Raw genomic sequence first — 18273 nt, forward strand, 5'->3', positions numbered from 1 at the left:
GTCAAGGTTATTGCTCTGTTGTTTTCTTCTATGAGTGATGGACCTAAGGTGTCTTGTTGAACTTTTAATTCCATTCTTTGTTCTTCTAATAGGTTCAGTATCTCTACCCTTGCTTGCTCCATCTGCTCGATTATGGGCTCCTGGGATTCTATAGCTGTGACTATTTGATTGAATGTGTTTTTGAATTGTTCAAATATGCCTTTCATCTTGTTGAACATTTCAGTTGGTTCGTCTGAGGTTAGTCCATATTGCATAACCAAAAGTTGAGAATCCAATTCATTAAAAGCGTTTAAAATATTGTTTTTATCACCAAGAGATTTGGATGAAAAATACATGGAAGATAAATTATCTATATTATCCAATTTATTTAGTAAACTATTAGCATAAAAAACAAGGGTTGAAATATTATTTTCTTGGGCTAAGGTTTTAAACTCGGTAATAATTTGACGTAATTCATTGGATATATCTTTAAAATCTTGATTTACGAGTCTATTTTTTTCTTCGTTCAATTGAACAATTTGATTAAAATTACTTTCATACTCTCCTATCTTTGTGATTACGTTTTGCACAACTGTAGAATCGGTACTTTCACCTGTAAAGAAACTTTGAACTGTGTTGATATTTTGAGTAAAAGTTTCTTTTGTTTGTTCATCATAGTTAACTACATAGTCTTTGAAGGCTAAAGCTGCTCCAAAAAAGTTATTTTCTATTTCAGAGATTTGATTCGTTACCTCAGATAAATCCCTATAACTACCCAACCCATCGTTGGACCTTGCCAAAGAAAAAATATTGAAAAATATCGCTGCCCCAAATAAGACAAAAATTACAACGATAATTGCAATTATCCTTCCTCTTACGCTTTTGAACGACATAGAATTTTTCCTCCTTTATCTTCAATTATCTTAGGTATAATTATAATATAAAAAGGCAAAGAAAAGCAAATAAAAAGTTGTTAAGAATATTTTTTTATTTTTAATAGATATAATGCGAAATGAAAAATTAAAGATAATATATGGTATAATGGTATATAGTATAATTAAAGAAGAAGGAGGAGGAGGCAGATTATGCAATATAACAATTTAGGTAAGGCGGGTATAAAAGTAAGTGAGATTTCATTCGGATCTTGGCTAACTTTTGGAAACCAACTAGATACAGAAGGGGTTAAATCGTGTTTGCGTACCGCTTATGAAAACGGCGTTAACTTTTTTGACAACGCAGAAGCCTACGCTAATGGTCTTTCTGAATCTCTAATGGGAATGGCAATCAAAGAGTACAAAAGAGAAGATCTTGTAATTTCCACAAAAATATTTTGGGCTGGAAAAGGCCCAAACGATAGAGGGCTATCAAGGAAGCATCTTTTAGAAGGAACTTGGAACTCTCTAAAAAGGCTACAAGTTGATTATGTGGACCTTATATTTTGCCATAGGCCAGATCCTACAACCCCCATTGAAGAAACGGTATTCGCAATGGATTATATAATAAGAAACGGTTTAGCTCTTTATTGGGGAACTTCTGAATGGAGTGCGGAGCAATTGGAAGAAGCTTATCTAGTAGCGGATAAAAGGAATCTTATTCCGCCCACAATGGAACAACCTCAATACAATATGTTAGTTAGAACCAAAGTTGAAAAAGAATTTAAACCTCTTTATGAAAAACATGGATTAGGATTAACCACATGGAGTCCGTTGGCCAGTGGGGTATTAACCGGAAAATACAACGATGGAATCCCCCAAGACAGCAGACTTGCAAAATTTGAAAACTTACGAGAAGAGTTCGAAAAAGGCGGACTATTATCTCAAGAAAATATCGAAAAGGTCAGAAAATTGACAAAAATAGCTAACGATTTAGGCGCAACAATGGCTCAGCTTGCTATTGCCTGGATATTGAAAAATCCTGACGTTAGCACCGTAATTACCGGTGCAAGTAAACCAGAACAGGTGGAAGAAAATGTAAAGGCTTCTCAGATAAAAGAAAAACTTACAGACAGCGTAATGGAAGAAATTGAAAAAATTCTAAACAACAAACCCTTATAAAAATGATTAAAATCCCACCGAATTGGTGGGATCTTTTAACTTTCTTTAGCTTAAAGGACCTCAGACTTTGATTATGTCAAGCCACAAACATTGGAAATAGTTATATTTAAGACAATGCAACTCTTTTGTGTGCTTCTTCAGTGAATAGTTATCTGCTATTTCCTTTAAAAATGAAACTAAAAAAGTCCTTTTTTAAATATGTATAGCTAATCCTTCCACGCTTTCCTCTGCACCTAGGATACTTTCCGTTAAAGTTGGGTGAGGATGTATACTATCTGTTAGTTGCTCTACACTCATTCCATACTTTACAGCCAAAACTCCTTCCATAATCATATCTGTCGCGTTCGGGGATACAATAGTTACACCTAATACTTTTTTAGTCTCTTTGTCAGCTATTATCTTTGCAAAACCATCTCTCTCTTCCATAGTCCTCGCTCTACCGTTAGCAGATACAGGGAATTTTGAAATGATAACTTTTTCAGGATCAATTTCTTTTTCTTTTTGCCCAACAGTTGCTATTTCTGGGTTAGAGAAAATAATGTTTGGCACAGCACTGTAATCCATTTCCTTGGCTTCGCCTGCGATATTGTGGGCGGCTACTATCCCTTCATTCATAGCTACATGAGCTAACATTATGTGGGCTCTAATATCTCCTATTGCATATACATTTTCTACGTTTGTTCTCATTTTGGAATCTGTCTTAACACCTTTTTCTATCTCTACACCTAAATTTTTAATATCTTGCGTTATAACAGGTCTTCTTCCCACAGCAAGTAAAATCTTTGAGCTTATTATTTCTCTGGTTTCACCGTTGAAATCGATTTTCGATACGTATGAATCTTCATTTTTTTGGATATCTACAACCTTATGTTTTTCTAAGACTTCCACACCTTTTCTAACCAAAGATTTTTTTGCTTCTTCTGCAACATCTTTATCCTCATTGGGAAGAATATGTTCAAGCAGTTCAACGACAAAGACTTTTTTACCTAAACTTGCAAAAAATGTAGCAAATTCTACACCGATTACCCCTCCACCAACTATCAAAATCGATTCTGGCATCTGTTTCATCGTAAATACATCATCACTTGTCCAAATTCCTTCAATTTTATCGAAAGGTGGAAAAATTATTGGTTCTGAGCCATGTGCTAAAATAATGTTTTCTGTTTCTACAGTTTTTTCGCCAACTTTTATATGATTTTTATCGATTATTTCAGCGGTACCTTGTATTAAATCGATATGATTTTTCTTAAATAGATATTCTATACCTTTTTTGGATTGTAGAACAACTTTTTTCATATGTTTCATTATTTCGTTTATTTCATAAGTAACTTCACCTACTTTTATGCCTAATTTGTTTGATTTTTTTAAAATCTCTTCGTAAAGATGTGAAGAGGTCAACATTGCTTTTGTGGGGATACAACCTTTGTTAGTACAAGTTCCACCAAGATTTTCTTTCTCAACAACGGCAACCTTTTTCCCTAATTGAGATAACCTTATTGCCGCCACATAACCGCCTGGACCTGAGCCGATAACAACAACATCGTACATTAGAATTTCCTCCCATTTAATTTGATGTTCTGCTTTTTATATCTCTAAAATATTATATATAGCCCCTTCCCCCGCTCCCAACCCAAAAGGAAAGGAAGTTTTATCCTCCACCACGACAGTTCACTCATAAGAATAAAAGTCTTTTTACCCTTCGCCTAGAAGCCCGTTTGATTTAATCTTTCTAATATTATTATAACAAAAATGGGGAGCTTTCCTCCCCTTTGACATAATTCACTATTATTTTAGATCTTTTAACGCTTCCAAAACCAAACCTGCATGCATTAAAGCTGGACCTCCACCCATCAAAACTGCAACCCACGCCGCTTCCAGAATTTCCTCTTCTGTGGCACCTGCTTCTAACGCAAATTTCACATGACACGCGATACACCATTCACAGTCTCTGGCTATAGAAAGTGCAACAGCTATTAACTCTTTAGTCTTTTTATCAAGCGCGGCTCCTTCTTCTTTTTCGATTGCCTCCATCATGTTTTGGAAACTCTTCATTTGCTCTGGATTTGTCTTAGAAAACTCCTTCATCCAGCCCATTGCTTTTTGAAAACTATCTTTCATACTCACGGTAATCACCCCTTTTATAATTTTTGTTCAATATTTTACAAATCTAAAAAAGGACCCCTTTGAAGGATCCTTTATTGTATTGGCTGGGGGAGGAGGATTCGAACCTCCACTAACGGAGTCAGAGTCCGCTGTCCTGCCATTAGACGATCCCCCAATCAGCTAAATTATTATATCACAAAATTTTTTTGTTGACAAGTAAATTTGGGGATGATATAATTAGTATATACTGTATATACATTAGAATTTTGAAATTTCTAAAGGTAGTCTACACAAAACATAGAAGGAGGCTTTTTTATGACTTTTGATTCCTTGATAGAAAAAGTAGTTTCTCAATCTCAAAGAAATTATTTATTACTTATTACTTCTTTGGGATGGGCTATGGTGGCTGCATATGTAATGATAATTTCGTTCACTCTTCCGCTACTTATACAAGAATGGAACTTGTCTAATATTTTCGCTTCAACGATTGCTAGTTCAACTTTTATAGGCATGTTTATAGGTACATTGAGTGCTGGAATTATCTCAGATTACTTTGGCAGAAAGAAGTCTGCAATGTTTTTGTTGTTTCTCGGAAGTTTTTTCAGTGTTCTTAGTGGTTTTATAGGTTCTCCAACTCTTTTCATTATTTTTAGGATTTTATCTGGTATTGGTTTTGGAGGTTCGATGCCTGTTTTAAACGCATATTTAACAGAATTTTTGAATGTTTCAATTAGAGGCAAATACTTAGTTTATTTAGAAAGCAGCTGGGCAATTGGAAGCATATTCATCGCTATTATCCATATGTTTATTGCAAGAAATTTTACTTGGAGGTTGGATTATATATTTTTAGGGGCTGGGTTTATTCCTTTTTTGCTTTTATTTACCGTCCCTGAATCTCCAAAGTACTTGCTAATAAGAGAGAAAAAAGAGAAGTTTGAAAAACTTTTTAATTACAACATTCAAGAAAAAATTACTTTACCTAAGAAGGAAAAAGTAACCATTAATGCACTTTTTAAAAAAGGTTATTTAGTTAGAAGTCTCAATATACTTCTGTTATGGTTTACTATGAGTTTTGGATATTACGGTATTTTTGTTTGGGTGAAAGGGATTTTAGCTCAGAAAGGTGTGAATATCGTTTTGACAGATTGGTACACTTTTTACATGTTTTTAGCGCAGTTACCAGGTTATTTATTAGCAGCGTATCTTATTGAGAAGATCGGAAGAAGAAAAAGCGTTTTATTATTTGCTTTAGGAACAGCTATTTCTTTCATTATATTCGCCAGTGTTTCTTCAAATCTATTAGTATTGATTTTTAGTCTAGTGGTTTCCATTTTTTGTATGGGTGAGTGGGGGTTGACATATGCTTACACTCCTGAACTTTATCCAACAACTATGAGAGGAACAGCTAACGGTGTTTCAGGTGCCTTAACTAGGTTCTCTGGCTTCATCGCACCTTTTTATACTTCATATTTTCTTGAAAGAGGCAACATAAATATAGGATTGATAGGGATTGCAATCCTTTTCATGCTGACAGGAATATTAAACTTTATCTTTCTACCCGAAACTATGAAAAAAGAGGTAGATTGAGGGACAAAAACTTTTGGCCCCAATACTCAAAAATAAGTGAGTATTGGGGTTTTTTTAACATAGGTTCAAATGTTAGAAACTATTTTATGGGAAAATAATTGCGAATTTCATCTCACTTAAAAAGTTTTTCTGATGGAGTCAATAATTATTATGAAATGTGAAGGCTGCGGTATAGAGATACAAATGGAAGACCCTAAAAAACCAGGATATATCCCTGAGAACGTTCTAAAAGAAAAAATGGAAAACAACCAATCTTTAGTTTGCCAAAGATGCTTTAAATTAAAGCATTATAATTATTTGTTGCCTATAACAATAAATTCCGATTTTTCCCATGAAATTGACACGATTTTGAAGGATTTCAAAACAGTTTTGTGGGTGGTAGATGTTATAGATTTCGAAGGCACATTTAGAAAAGAGATTGCTGAAAAAATAAAAGGGAAGAATATTTTTTTAATAGTTAATAAAATCGATCTCCTACCGAAAAGCACACCTTACACAGAATTAAAAAATTGGTTGTTTTTGAGAATCAAAGAAATGGGTCTAAATATTCCCGATGATCATGTGAGAATGGTCAGTGTTAAAACAGGTATGGGAATAGAAAAAACAAAGAAACTGCTTTTGCAAAAAGAGAATGAAAAGGCATTAGTAGTAGGGGTAACCAATGTAGGTAAATCATCTTTTTTGAACAGACTTGTGGGGGGAGAAATAACTGTAAGTGCTTATTCTGGAACCACTTTGAAGGTATTAAAAGCAAAATTACCTAACACAAACTTACAATTGTTCGATACACCAGGTATTTTCACTCAAGACAGATTGTGTGATTTTTTTGATATTTATACTCAAGTTAAGATGATTCCTTTTAAAAAAATTAAGATTAAAACTTTCACAGTGAATGAAAAAAATGTTCTTTTTATCAGCGGATTGCTCTGGATGAAAGTTTTAAAGAATGGTGTTAACAATTTACCCCCCATAATCACGGTATTTCTTCCAGAAGAGATATCGGCTCATAGGGCAAAAGAAGAAAGAATTAATGACTTACTTCACAATAGAGAGGTTTTATTTCCGCCTTATGATAAAAATTTTGATTTTAACCAAATAGAGTTTGAAAAAGAAATTGTAAAGATTGATAAGGGAAATGATATAGCCCTTCCCGGGGTGGGATGGCTTTCCGTAAAAAGAGGCCCTTTAATAGCCGAGATCTCAAAACCTAAAGAGTTCAGGTATCTGGTAAGAAAATCGATGAAATAGGAAAATTTCATAAGAACCAATTGCGGGTGGGCTGCGGGGTGAAGGGGCGCTGCCTATAGAGTTTTCGAGCTTCAAAGAGAGTAGGATTTCATCATTTATGGAGGTGTTAAAACTTGCAATTGAAAGAACCAGGAATCGTTGTTGGGGTATCCAATAGACACGTACACTTATCACAAGAGGATTTGGAAAAGTTGTTTGGTGAAGGTTATGAATTAACTCCTTTGAGACAGTTGGGACAGCCGGGGCAATACGCATCTGAAGAATGTGTAGATTTGATAGGGCCAAAGGGATCTTTGCAAAAAGTGAGAATATTAGGCCCTGTGAGAAAAGAGTCACAAGTCGAAATTTCTAGAACCGACTCTTTTAAATTGGGAGTAAACCCTCCTGTTAGAGACTCAGGAGATATAGAGGGAACACCAGGGATTACAATAAAAGGACCTGTTGGTGAAATACAGTTAAACAAGGGTGTAATCATCGCCATAAGGCACATACATATGCACCCAGAGAACGCCGAACATTATGGCGTTAAGGATAAAGACTTAGTTTCAGTATATTGTGACAAAGAAGGAAGAAGACTTGTTTTTCAAGATGTTTTGATTAGAGTTAGTGAAAAATTTGCATTAGAGTTTCATGTTGATATCGACGAAGCTAATGCAGCTTTACTCAACAACGGAGATTATATCAAAATTATAGAAAAATTCTAAAAACCGGTGTATTCACCGGTTTTTTCAATCAATATCAGAAGGTATTTCATAGGTTATACCCCCATATTTTCCTTCGGATATTTCTTTCAGAAAGATATTTCTTCCCCTTTCGTAATCTGGAACCCCGCCTTTTTTTAGAAAATTTCTCTTCATACAAAATTTTTCAATGAATTCAATTGCATTTTCACAGTTGTCCCATTCTTCTAAAACTGAATCCAAAATAGTAGTATACTCTCGTTTCAAAAAGTCAAAAAGATAGAAGAGTGCTTCGTCCATTTCCGAATCTTCTGCTTTTAGAGAACCAATTAGAATTAATTTGTTCACAAGATCTTTGTTAAAAAGTTTTGGATACAACACACCCGGTGTATCAAGAATTTTTAAGTCCTTCGATACGGTTATCCATTGTAACCCTCTTGTCATCCCAGGTTTATTGCCGACTGCTGCAGATTTTTTACCTTTTAAACGGTTTATAAAGGTAGACTTACCAACATTTGGTATACCAACTATCATAAGAGTTTTTTCATTGAACTTTTGAGGGACGATGGGATAAATGTGATTTAAAAAAAAGTCTTTCACATTGAATTCATTGAGACTAAGTGAAAAAACATCCTCACTTTTCTCTTTATAATACTTTTCCCATAACTTGGTTTTTTTCATGTCGCAAAGGTCTTTTTTATTGAGAACAATTATTCTTTTTTTGTTCCTAAAAAGTTGTTCTTCTTCGTATGCTCTGCTCGCGTATGGAGCCCTTGCATCAAGGATCTCTACTATGGCATTGACAAGTTTTAAATGCTTTTTTATCAAAGATTTTGTTTTTTCTATGTGCCCTGGATACCACATGCTCTTAACCCCTTTAAACAGTTATTTTCACGATTATTTTTATTTTTCTTAAATTGTGGTATAATAATAGTAATAAAAGTATACCTTATTTTGTAAAAAGATCAAAGAGGAGGGATAATCTATTCTGAGATATTCTATCTCTATACCTGAAAATATTGAACCGATTGAAATTTTTGGGGCTTATGATAGCCGAACAAAGTACATTAAAAAAGAGATGAACGTAGATATACACTATAAAAACAGAAAAATTTTCATCGAAGGGAAGGACGACGACTCGGTCAATAAGACATCAAAGATATTCACAGAACTTTTAGAAATTTTAGACGAAGGTCATTTACTTGATTGGGATGAATTTCAATACGTGGTTTCTAGGTATAAAACCAAAGGGAATGGTTCGAAGACTGAAGAAAAGAAAAAATCGATGAAAGATGTGATCAATACCCGCATTGTGGGTACTCAAATATTCGCAAAAACTGAGGGCCAAGCGAATTACATCGACTACTTAAAAAATAATGACATAGTTTTTAGTATAGGACCAGCCGGAACAGGCAAAACATATCTCGCAGTTGCTATGGCGGTGGATTATTTAAGATCAGGTAAAGTTCAAAGGATAATATTAACAAGACCCGCTGTTGAAGCAGGAGAAAAATTAGGTTTTTTACCTGGTAACTTTTATGAAAAGGTTGACCCGTATTTAAGGCCCTTGTACGATGCTTTACTTGATTTTATGGATACTGACAAACTGATTTCATACAGAGAAAAAGGTATTATAGAAATACTTCCATTAGCTTACATGAGAGGTAGAACGTTAAACAATTCTTATATTATTTTAGACGAAGCTCAGAATACAACTTATCAGCAAATGAAGATGTTTTTAACAAGGATAGGTTTCAACACTAAGGCAGTCATCACTGGAGATGTCACTCAAATAGACTTAGAAAAAAAGAAAGATTCGGGGTTACTATCTGTTAGAAAGGTTTTGAATGGTAACATTTCAGGAATAAAATTCATTGAGCTTTCAAATAACGATGTGGTAAGGAATCCTTTAGTAAAAGAAATTATAAAAGCCTATGAAGATTATGAAAACTCTGTATAAATAAGGAAGTGTTTTTCATTATATGAAGAACAAAAGTACTGAAAATACTAAGCGGACTGATAAAAATCTTTTTCAAAAAGTTAATTTATTTTTCTCTAAAAATAAGGGTTTTATAATTAGGATTTTTCTTTTTATATTTTTAGCTTTATTCACAGAATGGCTCATTTTTAACAGAATATCGTTGAATTTTCAGTTGAGTTTTAATTTAGTATTTCTTGTATTTTGGATATTTATCGGAGAATTTTTCTTACCAAAGAATAAGATGTTTAAACTTCATCCTAAAAATTACTGGGCGGCTTTTTTAACGCCGCTCTTTTTCAATATCTTACTGAACCTTTTTGTTTATAAATATGTGAATATATTTGCAATATCGATAATATTGAGTACTTTGATAATAACTTTACTAATAGATTACTCTAGTGGCTTAATTTCGGGTCTCATATTTTCTGCTTACTTCGGTATTTTATTCGGATTTGATTTAAAATTCACAATTTTCTTATTTTTACCTGCAGCGGTTGTCGCACTATCATCCAGAAAGATCAAAAGAAGAATAGAGATAATACTTCCATTTTTTTGGGCTAGTTTAACACAAATTATCGTTGCTTATGTAATTAACTTATACTATACTCCTTTAAACTATCTAATAATAATCGAAAGTAATTTTTTAAGCATGTTTGTAACCATGGGTATTTTACCCTTCTTTGAATACTTAACCAGAGTTTATTCAGAGATCGGTTTATTGGAACTGGGTAATTTAAGCAATCCCTTGCTAAAAAATCTTTCATTGAAAGCACCAGGAACATACTATCACAGCATGATCATATCTAACTTAGCGGAAAGTTCTTCTGAAATTATCAATGGAAATACGGTGTTAGCTAGGGTAGGCTCTTATTTCCACGATATAGGGAAGGTGTGGAGACCTCAGTTTTTCACAGAAAACCAAAAGAATAAAAACCCTCATACCGATATAAGTGCTAAATTAAGCTCTTTGATATTAAACAACCATGTTACCTATGGTATCGAATTGGCAAAAAAACACCGTTTACCCATACTAATAGAGGATATGATAGCACAGCATCATGGTACAAGGGTTAAGCAATTCTTTTACAGAGAATATTATAATCAAACAGGGATAAAAGATACCAACATGTTCAGATACCCTGGACCCATTCCTAAATTTAAGGAAGCTGCCATACTAATGATATGTGATGTAACCGAAGCTATGGTAAGAAGTATGCAAGACTTAAACGCTGTGGGCCTTAATGAAAAGCTTGATAATTTGATAAATTCTCTTTTTTTTGAAGGACAGTTAGATGATTGTGGATTAACACTTAAAGAAATCAAAAAGATGAAAGGTCGTATTGTTAGAACAATAATGGAAATGAACCATAAAAGGATAGCCTACCCCAAAGTTGAAGCAAAAGAACTTAGAGAGTAGAGGGAGGATGCCTTTGAAAATAAACGTTATAAACCAACAAGATTTAAGAACGATAGACACTAAAAAAATCAAAGATATCGCCAAAAAAGTTCTTTTAAATGAGGTTGGCGAAGGAAATTTTGAATTAAACATACTAATTACCAACGATAAGAGTATAAGCGAATACAATAACTATAGAGGCAAAAGTATACCGACAGATGTTTTATCCTTTTCATATGGTTTAAATGAACCTGTCCTTGGAGATATTGTTATCTCTGTTGAAAGTATAGAAAAACAGGCCCCTGATTTTGGCAATTCCTTTGAAGAAGAATTCTATTATATACTTATTCATGGCTTACTACACATCGTTGGCTACGATCATGAAAACTCTGAAGAAGATGCAAAAAAGATGTTCGAAGTTCAAGAACAATATTTTCATCAATTAATTAAAAGCGGGAGGAGATAGTGTTGGCTACAGTAAAACCTTTTAAAGCTTTAAGACCATATAAAGGGATAGAACAGTGTTTTTCTTGCCCACCCTACGATGTACTTGAAGAGGATGAAGTTAAGGAAATAATCTCTAGAAATCCCAATTCTTTTTTGAGAGTAACAAGGTCCGAAGTAGAGGCTGAAGAAGATTCTAAAGAGGCTATTTACAAAAAAGCCAACGAAAATCTTGAATCCTTTATCAAAAATGGAGTATTAATCAAAGATTCCGAGCCATCTTTTTATATTTATCGAGAAACCTGGAAAGGGGTTTCTCAAACAGGCTTTTTTGCTGTTGTGAGTGTAGATGAGTACGATAAAGGAATTATAAAAAAGCATGAATTAACCAGAAGGGACAAAGAAGACGATAGGACAAATCACATATTAAATTTAAATGCACAAACTGGACCTGTTTTCTTAACCTACAAAGCCCAAGAGGATTTAAAAACAATCATTGACAAGATCATAAAAAACAAAGAATTTCTTTATTCTTTTTGCGATGAAAACAATGTTAAACATGAACTTATTAAAATCCAAGAAGAAGACGAAAAGGAACAAATCGAAAAAACTTTTAACAGCATCGATTATCTTTACATTGTAGATGGACACCATAGAGCTGCTGCAGCTTCCAGAGCTCAAAAAATAATGAAAGAAAAAGACACGAATTACTCTTTGAATAAACCATACAATTATTTTATGGCGGTCATTTTCCCACACAATGAACTCAGGGTACTCCCATACAATAGAATAGTTAAAGATCTAAACGGTTTAAAAGAAGAAGAATTTTTGAAAAAGATCGGTTCCTATTTTGAAGTAGAAGAAGCTCCCTTTTCTCCCTATTCTCCTGATTCCTCACACTCTTTTGGAATGTATCTTCAAAAAAAATGGTACAAACTCACATTTAAAGGTGAAGAAAGTGAAGATCCTGTTGAAAACCTAGATGTACAAATATTACAAAAATATCTATTGGATCCCGTACTTTCCATAAAAGATCCCAGAAGCGATCCAAGAATATATTTCCTTGGTGGTATTAGAGGCGTAAAAGAAATCGAAAAGTGGGTAGATACAAAAGATTGGAAAGTTGGATTTTCTATGTATCCTACTCAAATAGACCAACTCCTAAAAGTTGCTGACATGAACAAGATAATGCCGCCTAAATCCACTTGGTTTGAACCAAAATTGAGGAGTGGCTTATTAATTCACGAAATAAGCTAACACTTTTTCTCACGCGTTAGAGGTGGTATAGATAAAATACTATAATTTTGATTTAAAAAACAAAATCGAAGAAATAAAAACTCATGCCGTTGACATGAAAATTCAAGTAGATGAGATAAAGATATTTGAAAATAATCTGTACGGAATTAAAAGAAAATGGAAGATTTTATCTTCGCATAACTCAGTTGATTTCATAAAACGCATATTATGCCCCAGTGACGACGTTATGCTAACCTATTATCATGATGAGAAAGGCGAAATGTCTAAATATCTCATTTATATAGATTTTGGTAAATACAATGTCAACACCGACAATATTGAATTTCAAGATCAAGAATTGGATCTTCTAGTTTATAACAACTTAAAATACAAAATACTCGATATGGACGAATTATTAAATGCTTTTGATTGCAAAAAAATCACTTTTTCTGATATACAAAAGATTTTAATAACTCTTGAGCAGTTTATTAATAATTTTAATTATTTGGGTATAATCGGCGCTCTTCAACTCAGATTTGGCACAAACGCTATTAATTGGCTTTTGAAAAACAAAACTAGTATAGTATAATAACTCATAACTGGAGGGGAAAATATTGAGAAAACTTTATCGTTCCAGAGAAAACAAGATTTTAGCTGGCGTTTGTGGAGGCTTAGGTGAATATTTCCAAATAGATCCAGTCATCATAAGATTGTTGTGGATTGTATTAAGTTTAGTTTGGGGATTCGGAGTTATTTTGTACATAATCGCAATTTTTATAATTCCCCCTCAACCTCAAGGAAATAATTATTCTGAACAATTTGAAGAAACACCCGAAAACGGGCATAGTCATATTTCACATAATATAGAAGACGAAGACAGAAAAGTCGTCATAGGTTTATTTGCTTTACTATTTATCGTAATTGGGCTAATTATTTTAGTAAGTATGATAACTCCTTCTACATTCTTCTTTAGAAATTTTATCAAAATCGTGATAAGTATATTACTGATTGGAATTGGGGCATATTTAATTTCCAAATCAAGAACCAAAAAATAATTTCGGACGAAAGGCAAAGACTCTTTTATCCTTAGGGGTGGGCTGCGGGGTCTAAGGGACCGCAGGTCCCTTCCTTAATAAGGGCGGGCTGCAGGGCGAAGGGGCTCTAAAGAAAGCTTTTTAAGAGTGTATATAGTATTATTTTAGTGCTTTTTTTCACATAAATATGTTAAAAATTGCTCAAATTTAATGAAAATATTAACAATTTAGATTCTATTAATAAATACCATTAAAATTTTTGCATCTCAAAAATAAAAGGAGGCGAAGGAATGGAAAAGTATTATGAAAAAGAACTTTTGGAAGAACTTCACGATATTCAAGAAACATACGGGTTCATCTCTGAAGAGGATATCTTGAGAATCTCACAAAAAAGAGACATCCCCAAAGCTCAGTTGTACGGAGTGATCAGTTTTTATTCTATGTTCCATCTTGAACCAACTGGGAAATACATCGTACGTGTTTGTGACAGTGTCTCATGTAGATTAAACGAGTCAGCAGCACTAGTTAAAGCCCTAAAAGATTATCTCAAAGTTGGAGAAAATGAAACCACAAAAGACAAAAAATTCACATTAGAGGTAGTTGAATGTTTAGGACATTGCGATGAAGGACCTGTAATGATGGTTAACGATACTTATTACACCAATCTGACGGTTACAAAGGCTATTCAAATACTCGATTCACTGGAATAGGAGGGGAATACATGGAAAGAATCTTTCTAAAAAAGGACTTGGGTAAAAGTTTGGAAGAATACGACTTTCCAGGCTTGAAAAATGTTTTTAAGATGCAGCCCCAACAAGTTATCAGCAAAATAAAAGAAAGTGGTTTAAGAGGAAGAGGGGGAGCCGGTTTTCCTACAGGTATAAAATGGGAAACGGTGCTTTCAATTGAAGATGACACCAAGTTTATCATATGTAATGCGGATGAAGGAGAACCAGGAACTTTCAAAGACAGATTTTTGTTGGAAAATCTACCCTTTAAAGTTTTGGAAGGCATAATAATCAGTGGTTATGCCACTGGATCAAAATATGGTTACATCTACATTAGAGGTGAATACGTAGAAGCAATAAAAATCGTTAAGAAAGCTATCGAAAAACTTTATGAAAAAAATATATTGGGAGAAAATATTCTAAACTCAGATTTCTCGTTTGATTTGAAGTTAGTGAGAGGTGCAGGCGCCTACGTATGTGGAGACGAAACATCTTTAATTAATTCCATTGAAGGAGACAGAGGAAAATCCCGTATAAAGCCTCCCTTACCAGTTTTTGAGGGATTGTATGGTAAACCGACAGTTGTCAATAACGTTGAAACATTAGCTGCAGCAGCAGAAATAATGAACTATGATAACAACCCTTATTCAGAAATGGGAACTGAAAAAAGTAGAGGAACAAAATTAGTCTCTATCAGTGGTGACGTTAACAAACCAGGCGTTTACGAAGTAGAATTTGGAAAGTTAACAGTTAGAGATATCGTACAAGAATTGGCAGGAGGGGTTAAAGGAGAAAAAATCGGTTTTGTTATACCAGGTGGAATTTCCACCGAAATATTAACTGAAGAGGAATTAGATGTACCTTACACCTATGAAAATCTTCAAAAAATGGGGAGTAACATCGGATCTGGCGGAATGATAGTAGTTTCTTCACAAAGAAATTATTTAGAAATCGTTAAAAATGTCTCCGACTTTTTCCGAGACGAAACATGTGGAACGTGTTTCCCATGTAGAGAAGGAAACAAGAATATAAGCAAAATCGTTTCGGATATATATAAAAGAGGATATCCAACTTCAAAAGATATAGAAATAATCTCTGATATACAGTACGCGGTAAGTTCTGCAGCACGCTGTGGATTTGGAGAATCTTCGTTGAACCTCATTCTCTCCCTGTTTGAGAAATTTTACACAAAGAAGGTGGAAGTATGAAAGTAAAGATAAACAACAGAGAATATGAATTTGACCATGAAATTAGTATTTTAGATGCCACAAAGAACGCTCACATAAAAATACCAACACTTTGTTATTCTGAAAAGCTTGAACCTTTTGGAAGTTGTAGACTTTGCTCTGTTGAAATAAAGGGTGAAAGAACCTTAAAACCAGCTTGTGTAACAAAAATAACCGATGGTATGGAAATCTTTACTCATTCTCAAAGAGTAAGAAAAACAAGAAAAACTATCATGGAATTGATAATAGCTTCTCATGGAATAAGCTGCAACTTAAATTGCCTTACATGCTCAAAATCCGGCAGTTGTGAGATAAAAGAGGTTGCTGAAGAAATAGGTGTAACTGAAATAAGGGTCCCCCCGATATCTAATGGTTTATCAGAAGACCAAAGCAGTTATTCAATTGTCAGAGAACCTCAAAAATGTATCGTTTGTAACCGATGCGTCAGAAAATGCTCAGAAGTCCAGTCGGTTAACATATTAACAATTGCAAACAGAGGGCCAGATACATACGTTACAACTTTCATGGACAAAGGTATGGGGAACGTAGATTGTACAAATTGTGGACAATGTATCTTAGAATGCCCCACAGGAGCATTACATGAGGTTTATCAAATGGACCAAGTATGGGCTGCTCTCTCTGACGAAAGTAAATTTGTAATCGTTCAAACGGCTCCTGCCGTTAGAGTTGCAATATCTGAAGAATTCGATGCCGAACCAGGAAAAATCGCAACAAAACAAATGGTGGCAGGGTTAAGATTGTTAGGATTTGATAAAGTCTTCGATACTAACTTTGCTGCTGACTTAACGATAATGGAAGAAGCTAATGAATTCCTTGAAAGATTTAAAAACAATGGGAAGCTTCCTTTATTCACCTCTTGTAGTCCAGGATGGGTTAAATTCTTAGAACATAATTATCCCGAATTTATTGATAACCTTTCATCGTGTAAATCTCCTCAACAGATGTTTGGAGCTATTGCCAAAACATATTATGCAAACAAATTAGGAATCTCAAAAGAAGATATGGTTGTCGTTTCTGTCATGCCATGTACCGCCAAGAAATTTGAACGGGTTAGACCAGAAATGAAGGGCGATGTCGATTATGTATTAACCACCCGCGAATTGGCAAAAATGTTTAAACTAGCTGGTATAGATTTGCTGAACGTTCCACCGGAAGAATACGATGAACCTTTAGGTATCTCTTCTGGTGCCGGCGCTATTTTTGGAGCAACAGGTGGTGTCATGGAAGCTGCTCTTAGAACTGCTTACGAGGTAATAACTGGTGAAGAATTAGAAAAATTGGACTTTGAAGCCGTTAGAGGCATTAAAGGAATAAAGGAAGCTACCGTGGAAATTGATGGAATAAATTTAAAAGTAGCTATCGTGAATGGTTTAGGTAACGCCAGAAAGGTTTTAGAAATGATCAAAAGTGGTGAAAAAGAGTATCAATTTGTGGAATTCATGGCATGTCCAGGTGGATGTATTGGTGGAGGTGGTCAACCTATCCCAACAAACAAGGAAATAATTCTAAAAAGGATGCAAGCGATATACGAAATTGACAGATCCTTACCAATAAGAAAATCTCATGAAAACCCTGCTATTAAAACTTTATACGAAGAATTTCTAGAAGAACCATTAAGCGAGAAATCTCATGAATTGTTGCACACAACTTATGTTGCAAGGAGTTAATAAGGGCCTTTTGGCCCTTATTTTTCAATAGGCAAAAATAAAGAAAACACAGTTCCTTTTCCGACTTCGCTTTCCACTTCTATTCTTCCATTATGAGCATTAACGATCTCTTTGACAATTGCCAGCCCTAAGCCAGTACTTTTTTCACTGCTTGTCCTTGCTTTATCTCCTCTATAGAAACGATCGAATATTCTATGTGAATCTTCTTGGGGAATACCTCTACCGGTGTCTTCTATGGATATTTAGCAAAATTACTAATTTTAACAGAAGAAATAGTAACTTTTCCTTTATCCGTGTACTTTAAAGAATTATCTAAAATATTTATAATAGCTTCTTTTAATTTATCTTTATCTGCCAAGATATTTAACTTTTCCAATTTTTCAACTTGCAAAGTTAACCCCTTGTTGTGGTATAAAGGACTAACTTTTTTTATGACTTCCTCCAACAAAGATCTCAAATTAGTTTTCGTAAAATTGTAAAATTGAGTTTTGTTATCACTCCTAGCTAAAAAAAGCAATTTATCGATAATTTCTGACATATAAGAAGTTTCTTCTAAGATCGACTCTAAAGATTTTTTATACTCTTCTATGGATCTGTCTTTTTTCAATGACAAACTACTTTCAGCTTGAATTACAGAAAATGGCGTTCTCAAATCATGAGAAACATCTGCGGTGAATTGCTTCTGTTGTTCAAAGGCTTTTTCAAGTCTAGAAATCATTTGATTCAATGTGGAGGCTAGCCTTCCTAACTCATCTTGTGACTTTACTTTTATTCTTTCATTCAAATTATTTTCTTCGATATTCTTTGCAGTATTTATAATTTTTTCAACAGGTTTAAGAGAACTATCAGCGTAAAAAAATCCTCCGATCCCTGCAAGAATCATTACCAA

18 protein-coding genes, 1 tRNA gene and 1 pseudogene are annotated in these 18273 nt (G+C 34.0%); 13 read left to right on the plus strand and 7 right to left on the minus strand.

The window, feature by feature from the left end; all coding sequences use genetic code 11:
• Nucleotides 1-872 (minus strand): annotated as a pseudogene (locus tag AD60_RS04430) (methyl-accepting chemotaxis protein); the annotation flags it as partial.
• A gap of 192 nt (nt 873-1064) precedes the next feature.
• On the opposite strand from AD60_RS04430, the gene AD60_RS04435 reads away from it, so the two are divergent.
• Nucleotides 1065-2033 (plus strand): aldo/keto reductase, encoded by a 969-nt coding sequence (locus AD60_RS04435; protein WP_103876457.1) that lies wholly within the window; start codon nt 1065-1067, stop codon nt 2031-2033.
• 192 nt (nt 2034-2225) lie between these two features.
• Here the strand turns inward: AD60_RS04435 and lpdA are convergent, their stop codons facing one another.
• From lpdA to AD60_RS04450, 3 genes are all read right to left on the minus strand, one after another.
• A complete protein-coding gene (gene lpdA / locus AD60_RS04440) occupies nt 2226-3581 on the minus strand; it encodes a dihydrolipoyl dehydrogenase (protein ID WP_103876458.1) in 1356 nt (451 codons plus the stop codon).
• A 237-nt stretch (nt 3582-3818) separates the two neighbouring features.
• Nucleotides 3819-4151, minus strand: coding sequence for a carboxymuconolactone decarboxylase family protein (locus AD60_RS04445; protein ID WP_103876662.1), 333 nt, complete (start codon nt 4149-4151; stop codon nt 3819-3821).
• Between the two features lie 86 nt (nt 4152-4237).
• Nucleotides 4238-4311, minus strand: a tRNA-Gln gene (locus AD60_RS04450).
• Nucleotides 4312-4451: 140 nt separating this feature from the next.
• On the opposite strand from AD60_RS04450, the gene AD60_RS04455 reads away from it, so the two are divergent.
• The 3 genes from AD60_RS04455 (at nt 4452) to AD60_RS04465 (ending at nt 7675) form a co-directional block, all read left to right on the plus strand.
• Nucleotides 4452-5723 (plus strand): MFS transporter, encoded by a 1272-nt coding sequence (locus AD60_RS04455; RefSeq protein WP_103876459.1) that lies wholly within the window; start codon nt 4452-4454, stop codon nt 5721-5723.
• Between the two features lie 150 nt (nt 5724-5873).
• The gene (yqeH, locus tag AD60_RS04460) at nt 5874-6971 is read left to right on the plus strand and encodes a ribosome biogenesis GTPase YqeH (RefSeq protein ID WP_103876460.1); all 1098 of its coding nucleotides are present in this window, start codon (nt 5874-5876) and stop codon (nt 6969-6971) included.
• Between the two features lie 113 nt (nt 6972-7084).
• Nucleotides 7085-7675, plus strand: a complete 591-nt coding sequence (locus AD60_RS04465) for a phosphate propanoyltransferase (RefSeq protein ID WP_103927395.1) — start codon at nt 7085-7087, stop codon at nt 7673-7675.
• A gap of 24 nt (nt 7676-7699) precedes the next feature.
• Here AD60_RS04465 and ylqF read toward each other — a convergent pair whose 3' ends face one another.
• Nucleotides 7700-8515 carry a ribosome biogenesis GTPase YlqF gene (ylqF, locus tag AD60_RS04470; protein WP_103876462.1) on the minus strand — a complete coding sequence of 272 codons (816 nt, stop codon included), beginning with the start codon at nt 8513-8515 and terminating at the stop codon, nt 7700-7702.
• 214 nt (nt 8516-8729) lie between these two features.
• Here ylqF and AD60_RS04475 point away from each other — a divergent pair, with 214 nt between their 5' ends.
• From AD60_RS04475 to AD60_RS04515, 9 genes are all read left to right on the plus strand, one after another.
• Entirely contained in the window at nt 8730-9611 is an 882-nt protein-coding gene (locus tag AD60_RS04475; protein ID WP_103876463.1) for a PhoH family protein, read from the plus strand.
• A 22-nt stretch (nt 9612-9633) separates the two neighbouring features.
• The gene (locus tag AD60_RS04480) at nt 9634-11049 is read left to right on the plus strand and encodes an HDIG domain-containing metalloprotein (protein ID WP_103876464.1); all 1416 of its coding nucleotides are present in this window, start codon (nt 9634-9636) and stop codon (nt 11047-11049) included.
• Nucleotides 11050-11056: 7 nt separating this feature from the next.
• Nucleotides 11057-11494, plus strand: coding sequence for an rRNA maturation RNase YbeY (ybeY, locus tag AD60_RS04485; RefSeq protein ID WP_233186816.1), 438 nt, complete (start codon nt 11057-11059; stop codon nt 11492-11494).
• Nucleotides 11495-11496: 2 nt separating this feature from the next.
• Nucleotides 11497-12729 carry a DUF1015 domain-containing protein gene (locus AD60_RS04490; RefSeq protein WP_103876466.1) on the plus strand — a complete coding sequence of 411 codons (1233 nt, stop codon included), beginning with the start codon at nt 11497-11499 and terminating at the stop codon, nt 12727-12729.
• Between the two features lie 94 nt (nt 12730-12823).
• On the plus strand, nt 12824-13297 hold the full coding sequence (locus AD60_RS04495) for a DUF402 domain-containing protein (protein WP_103927396.1): 474 nt from the start codon (nt 12824-12826) through the stop codon (nt 13295-13297).
• 25 nt (nt 13298-13322) lie between these two features.
• On the plus strand, nt 13323-13763 hold the full coding sequence (locus tag AD60_RS04500; RefSeq protein WP_103876468.1) for a PspC domain-containing protein: 441 nt from the start codon (nt 13323-13325) through the stop codon (nt 13761-13763).
• Nucleotides 13764-14032: 269 nt separating this feature from the next.
• Complete coding sequence (locus tag AD60_RS04505) at nt 14033-14452, plus strand: NAD(P)H-dependent oxidoreductase subunit E (protein WP_103876469.1); 420 nt, start codon at nt 14033-14035, stop codon at nt 14450-14452.
• An 11-nt stretch (nt 14453-14463) separates the two neighbouring features.
• The gene (locus tag AD60_RS04510) at nt 14464-15678 is read left to right on the plus strand and encodes an NADH-quinone oxidoreductase subunit F (RefSeq protein WP_103876470.1); all 1215 of its coding nucleotides are present in this window, start codon (nt 14464-14466) and stop codon (nt 15676-15678) included.
• Nucleotides 15675-17384, plus strand: a complete 1710-nt coding sequence (locus AD60_RS04515) for an NADH-dependent [FeFe] hydrogenase, group A6 (protein WP_103876471.1) — start codon at nt 15675-15677, stop codon at nt 17382-17384. Before AD60_RS04510 ends, AD60_RS04515 begins: the two co-directional genes overlap by 4 nt.
• A 17-nt stretch (nt 17385-17401) precedes the next feature.
• Here AD60_RS04515 and AD60_RS10700 read toward each other — a convergent pair whose 3' ends face one another.
• Both AD60_RS10700 and AD60_RS04525 read right to left on the minus strand, forming a co-directional pair.
• On the minus strand, nt 17402-17626 hold the full coding sequence (locus AD60_RS10700) for a sensor histidine kinase (protein WP_103876663.1): 225 nt from the start codon (nt 17624-17626) through the stop codon (nt 17402-17404).
• On the minus strand, nt 17617-18267 hold the full coding sequence (locus tag AD60_RS04525; protein ID WP_103876472.1) for a cell wall metabolism sensor histidine kinase WalK: 651 nt from the start codon (nt 18265-18267) through the stop codon (nt 17617-17619). Before AD60_RS04525 ends, AD60_RS10700 begins: the two co-directional genes overlap by 10 nt.
• Nucleotides 18268-18273 lie beyond the last annotated feature (6 nt).

Origin of the sequence: Petrotoga sp. SL27 (assembly GCF_002924605.1) — a bacterium.
In the GTDB taxonomy this organism is placed as follows: Bacteria; Thermotogota; Thermotogae; order Petrotogales; family Petrotogaceae; genus Petrotoga; species Petrotoga sibirica.